At 51.6% G+C, this 5,100-nt stretch carries 5 protein-coding genes and 2 pseudogenes; 5 read left to right on the top strand and 2 right to left on the bottom strand.

Annotated features, from left to right (window positions below; all coding sequences use genetic code 11):
- Window positions 1-162 precede the first annotated feature (162 nt).
- A pseudogene (locus tag AB7U36_RS12915) lies at window positions 163-463 on the top strand (ISKra4-like element ISDpr10 family transposase); the annotation flags it as partial.
- Window positions 464-514: 51 nt separating this feature from the next.
- Here the strand turns inward: AB7U36_RS12915 and AB7U36_RS12910 are convergent.
- Both AB7U36_RS12910 and AB7U36_RS12905 read right to left on the bottom strand, forming a co-directional pair.
- A pseudogene (locus AB7U36_RS12910) lies at window positions 515-646 on the bottom strand (helix-turn-helix domain-containing protein); the annotation flags it as partial.
- A gap of 93 nt (window positions 647-739) precedes the next feature.
- The gene (locus AB7U36_RS12905) at window positions 740-937 is read right to left on the bottom strand and encodes a hypothetical protein (RefSeq protein WP_428160173.1); all 198 of its coding nucleotides are present in this window, start codon (window positions 935-937) and stop codon (window positions 740-742) included.
- A 438-nt stretch (window positions 938-1,375) separates the two neighbouring features.
- Here AB7U36_RS12905 and AB7U36_RS12900 point away from each other — a divergent pair, with 438 nt between their 5' ends.
- The 4 genes from AB7U36_RS12900 to AB7U36_RS12885 form a co-directional block, all read left to right on the top strand.
- Window positions 1,376-2,107: a TolC family protein gene (locus AB7U36_RS12900; protein WP_428160172.1), complete on the top strand. Its 732-nt coding sequence runs from the start codon at window positions 1,376-1,378 to the stop codon at window positions 2,105-2,107.
- A gap of 1 nt (window position 2,108) precedes the next feature.
- Window positions 2,109-2,525 (top strand): TolC family protein, encoded by a 417-nt coding sequence (locus AB7U36_RS12895; RefSeq protein WP_428160171.1) that lies wholly within the window; start codon window positions 2,109-2,111, stop codon window positions 2,523-2,525.
- A gap of 31 nt (window positions 2,526-2,556) precedes the next feature.
- On the top strand, window positions 2,557-3,573 hold the full coding sequence (locus AB7U36_RS12890; protein WP_428160170.1) for an efflux RND transporter periplasmic adaptor subunit: 1,017 nt from the start codon (window positions 2,557-2,559) through the stop codon (window positions 3,571-3,573).
- A gap of 9 nt (window positions 3,574-3,582) precedes the next feature.
- A partial coding sequence (locus AB7U36_RS12885) for an efflux RND transporter permease subunit (protein WP_428160169.1) occupies window positions 3,583-5,100 on the top strand: 1,518 nt, incomplete at its 3' end.

Raw genomic sequence — 5,100 nt, 5'->3', positions numbered from 1 at the left:
GCCTGATTCAGAATGAAAGGCTCTGCCAGCCTCCCAAAGGTATTCTATGACATGAATGACATCAACAATAATGTTCAGTTCGATGCCTTTGGCCTTGGCGATCTTTCGCAGAATATTGATCTGAGTAATATTACCATCCACCAGTCCCACCCGGATCTTCTCATGGAAAAGAATATTTTTTCCAGGCTCATGAAAATCGGTCTGTCGGCAATAATGTTACTTCGGCCAAAAAGGTACGGGTGATATCGGTGGTGCCTCGGTGTCAGAGAATGGGACCGTATTGATTCGTCAAAACCCGTTATGCGGACGGGATTATTTTTCCGTTTTTGGCAAACTCAAAATTCCGCGGACGTGTTATCGTTTCGAAGGTGAGCCCGGTGTCATGCCCCTGGATGCCCAGGCCAATCTTCCCGAGCGCTGTTATTCTTATCTGTTGCAGGAATGGATGGATTTTTTCAGTATTTTCAGGATTTTTCCCGCCTACAGCAAATTGGACGGCAAGCAATTCATTCACACCACCGCTGAGATATTTTATCACCCATTGACGGATGGATTCTTTGCTGACTCGCAGAATGCTGGCAATATCAGAAAAAGAATGCTCATCGGCTACAGCCAGAATAGCCTGGATTCGTTTGACAAGTATCAATGTGGCTGGTTCTATGGTTTTTGATAACGATAAATCATCTCCCAAAAGAGTCCAATTTATTTTTCTGGAACACTATAGTTCTTTCATGCCTTTTCAGATTATATCTCGAGTCCAACCGAGCTCTCTTTCTGCTCTCCTTTGACCTCCTTTACCCATCAGCAGAACGACATGAGCCATGAACTGCCTTCTATCAGTCCCTTTCAGTCTTGAGCGTGTATCGTTCAGCAACTGCTTCATTGCGGGTGTGATATTAACCAACTCTTCTTGAGAAAATTCTATGTGATGCATCATGAAAACTCCTTTTTTATGGTACTTTTCATGATGATCATACTTTTTGCCGGCTCTATTTTCCAGTGATGATCTGTTCCCTATCTCATTTGGGAGATTTATTTTTCATCTTGTGCCTTAAAATTAAAACCATGAAGCGCATGAAGGACATGAAGAATATACAAAAAATCAATCTTCATGTCCTTCATGCGCTTTATGGTAAAATAAAATACTTAGCCTTAAGTTTATGGCATGTTATGGTATAGTATCTGCTTATTAAATATATAAAAATATAAAAGCCGTGAAAAAAACGGTAATCAAACCAGGGTTAGGTGACTGTTTTTTTGTCCATGCACCGGGGAAATGAATTTAACATATGAAAGATAATTTAGGCGGCAGTATATGATTTTGATTTGTAGGTCTGAAAAAAGTTGCGCGTGGCTGGGGACAGGTGCTGTACGAATGATTATCGTAATTTGTTTATGCTGGGCCCTGTCGCATACACCTGTCGCTTCAGCCCGGGACATTGTACCGGATGTGTGGACAGGACCTGAAGCGGTCCGGTTTGCCCTGCAGAATAATCCCGACGCACAGATTGCGCTGAAGCGAATTGCCGCATCCGCAGCCGCCATAAAGGAAGCCAGCGCAGCCTTCTATCCTCAATTGGGGGCCCAGGCAGGATATTCGCGCACCAACAACCCCATGTACTCATTTGGCAACATTCTTAACCAGGGGATGTTTTCCAACCGTATTGATTTTAACGAGCCCGGCGAAACCGATGATCTTCAGTTTATGCTTGGGCTGACATACCGGATTTATAACGGCGGGCGAAGCCAGGCCGGCGTGGATGGTGCCAATGCCCGGAAAAAAGCGGCCATACTCCAGGAAAAAGCCGTTAAAAACAGTCTTGGCTTTGCCGTGGTAAAATCCTTTTTCAACATTGTCCAGGCCAAGGGAAATGTCAGTGCAAGACAAGCGGCGATTCAGGCCATTGACGCATCAATACAGGTGGCCAGGGCCCGGTTTGAGGAGGGGGATATGCTCAAACAGGAGTTGTTGAACCTGGAGGTACAGCAGTCCCTTGCCAGTGAAGATCTGATTCAGGCAAGGCAGGCCGGACTTCGCCAGGCCCGGGGGGGGATACTACCCCACGGCCGATGCCTTTGGTTCCTACCAGGTGGAGAATGGATTTGAGATGGGCAGCGGCTCCGGTGACTCATGGATGGCAGGAATCCGCGTCAATATGACGCTGTTTGACGGAAAACAGACAGATGCCAGGGTTCAACAGGCCAGCATCGCACTGGACCAGGAAAAGGATGAACTTCGGAAAATGGAACTGGCCTATGCCCTGGAAATCCGGCAGGCTGTTTTGAATCTTGACCAGACAGACAAAAGGTGCCAGGTGACCGAAAAAATGGTGGCATCTGCCCAGGCGTCCGCCCGCCTTTTCCGGGAAAGATTCAAGGCAGGGCTTGTGCTTTCTTCGGAACTGATTGATGCGGAAAACCGGCTGACAGAAGCCCAGGTCCGCCACACACTGGCCAATGCGGAACACTGCATCGCCGTTGCCAACTTAAGGCGGGCCTGCGGATTACTGCAATATTCTGAATAATAATAACATTTTTAAGGCAATGGGTATTACAATGAGAATTCGTACACACCTTATGTTTGTTCTGATGATGATCCTGGTGCCGGGCGCTGGTGCCCGGGCACAGGATACGTCCCCTGCGCTGCCTGTTGCAGCGGTGCAGACTGCCACCGTAATTGAGCAGACCGTGCCCACACTTGTGGAGGTCGTGGGAACCCTGCAGGCTGTTGAACGTGCGGCCATTGCTCCCAAAGTGACGGGTGTCGTGACCCAAGTGCCGGTGGTCCTGGGCTCCCGTGTAAAAAAAGGCGACCTGCTGGTTAAAATCAGTGCCCGGGAGATCGCAGCCCAGCTCAATCAGGCCCAGGCCCGGCTCAATCAGGCCGAGCGCAATCTTTCGCGGGAAGAAAAACTTCTCAAGAAAAATGCCACCACGGCTGAAACCGTTAAATCCATGCAGGATCAGTATGCCGTGGCAAATGCAGCGATGCAGGGTGCCCGGACCATGCTCGGTTATGTCACCATCACCGCGCCTTTTTCCGGCGTGATCACGGCGAAAAATGTACATGCCGGGGATCTGGCCACACCCGGCACGGTGCTGCTGCGCATGGAAAATGATCAGAACATGCAGGCGGTGTGTGCCGTACCCGAAAGCCTGGTGCTCCAGGTTGCACCGGGCCAGACGCTTACGGTCACTATCCCCACGGCCGGACTGACCATCAACGGCAAAGTGGCCCAGGTGGCCCCTTCGGCTGATCCTGCCTCCCGGACAGCACCGGTCACCATTGATCTTTTGTACAACGATAGACTGCGCACCGGGCAGTTTGCCCGGGTCAAGCTGCCCGGACAGGTCAAGACGTCCCTGTTTGTACCGGACAGCACCGTGTTACCCAAAGGGCAGATGGAACGTGTCTTTGTGGCTGCCGGCAACAAAGCCCATCTTCGCCTGGTACGAACCGGTATGCGCCAGGGCGGATTCACGGAGATTGTGGCAGGTCTGAACCCCGGTGAAACGGTTATTTTCAAAAACAATGAGCATCTCGTGGACGGACAGCCCATAAAAACGGAATAGAGAAATCCCATGAACGAACAACAGTCTCCCGAACATAAGGGGTTTGCCGGCCGGCTGGCCGCGGCCTTTGTTGAATCCAAACTGACTTTGATTGGCATTATTGCCTCGCTTCTGCTCGGGGTCATGGCCATTACCCTGCTGCCCAGGGAAGAGGAACCCCAGATTAAAGTGCCCATGATTGACGTCATGGTTGCCATGCCCGGGGCCGGCGCCAAAGAGGTGGAACAGCGCTTGAGCATCCCCATGGAAAAGCTGCTCTATGAACTGCCCGGCGTGGAGTATATCTACTCCACTTCCATGCCGGGCAAGAGTATGCTGGTGGTCCGTTTCTATGTGGGCCAGGATCTAGAATCTTCCATTGTCCGGCTGAACCAGAAGCTGCAAACCAATTTTGACCGGATCCCCCACGGCGTGTCCATGCCCATGATCAAGCCGCATACCATTGATGATGTGCCGATTCTGGCACTGACGTTTCATTCCAAAACCTATGACCATTTCATGCTGCGCAGGCTGGCCGCCCAGGTGGACGATGAGGTGAAATCCATTTTTGAGGTCTCTGAAACCAAAGTGATTGGGGGGACCCGCCGCCAGGTGCGTGTGCTGTTTGATCCGTTGGAGCTGGCGGCCCGGAATCTGGCACCCTTTGATCTGATCAATCACCTCACCCAGGCCAACCGCCGGTCGTTTTCAGGTGCCACCCAGGCCAATAACCGGGAAATGCTTATCCAGACCGGCACCTTCCTGGAAACCGCCGAAGATATCGGCAATATCGTCATCGGTGTTTACAGCGGCAATCCGGTTTACCTGCACCAGGTGGCAAAAATCGTTGACGGGCCCCAGGAGCCTGACTCTTATGTATTGTTCGGCAGCAAGGACCGCCATGATCCCGAAGCAGCCGTCACCCTTTCCGTGGCCAAACGGCCCGGAGCCAATGCCGTTGATGTGGTGAAAAAAGTTTTAACCCGGGTGGACCAGCTTAAAGACAGCCTGATCCCCGGCGATGTGGAAGTTACCGTGACCCGGGACTATGGGGAGACCGCGGCTGAAAAATCCAATGAACTGCTTTTGCACATGGGTATTGCCGTGTTCGGGGTGGCCCTGCTCATCCTGATTTTTCTGGGATGGCGGGAATCCCTGATCGTCATGCTGGCCATCCCTTCCACCTTGTCCCTGACCCTGCTGCTTTTCTATTTACACGGCTATACCCTGAACCGGATCACGCTGTTTGCCCTGATTTTTTCCATCGGCATTCTGGTGGATGACGCCATTGTGGTGGTGGAAAATATTGTCAGGCACATGCGGCTTCCGGAGAACCGGTCCCGTTCCTTTAAAGATATTGCCATCATTGCGGTGAGCGAGGTGGGCAATCCAACGATTCTGGCCACATGGGCGGTGATTGCCGCGATTTTACCCATGGCTTTTGTGGGCGGTCTCATGGGGCCGTACATGCGCCCCATCCCGGTGGGGGCGTCGGCTGCCATGGTCTTTTCCCTGATTATTGCGTTTACCATTACCCCCTGGGCTGCC

The sequence above is a fragment of the Desulfobacter sp. genome, assembly GCF_050177295.1.
This window is presented reverse-complemented; position numbering and strand designations above follow the sequence as displayed.

Bases quoted from the DNA above. Each gene is read 5' to 3' on its own strand.
- AB7U36_RS12900 (WP_428160172.1), top strand. From the start codon at position 1,376: ATGATTATCGTAATTTGTTTATGCTGGGCCCTGTCGCATACACCTGTC.
- AB7U36_RS12895 (WP_428160171.1), top strand. From the start codon at position 2,109: ATGGGCAGCGGCTCCGGTGACTCATGGATGGCAGGAATCCGCGTCAAT.
- AB7U36_RS12905 (WP_428160173.1), bottom strand. From the start codon at position 937: ATGATGCATCACATAGAATTTTCTCAAGAAGAGTTGGTTAATATCACA.
- AB7U36_RS12890 (WP_428160170.1), top strand. From the start codon at position 2,557: ATGAGAATTCGTACACACCTTATGTTTGTTCTGATGATGATCCTGGTG.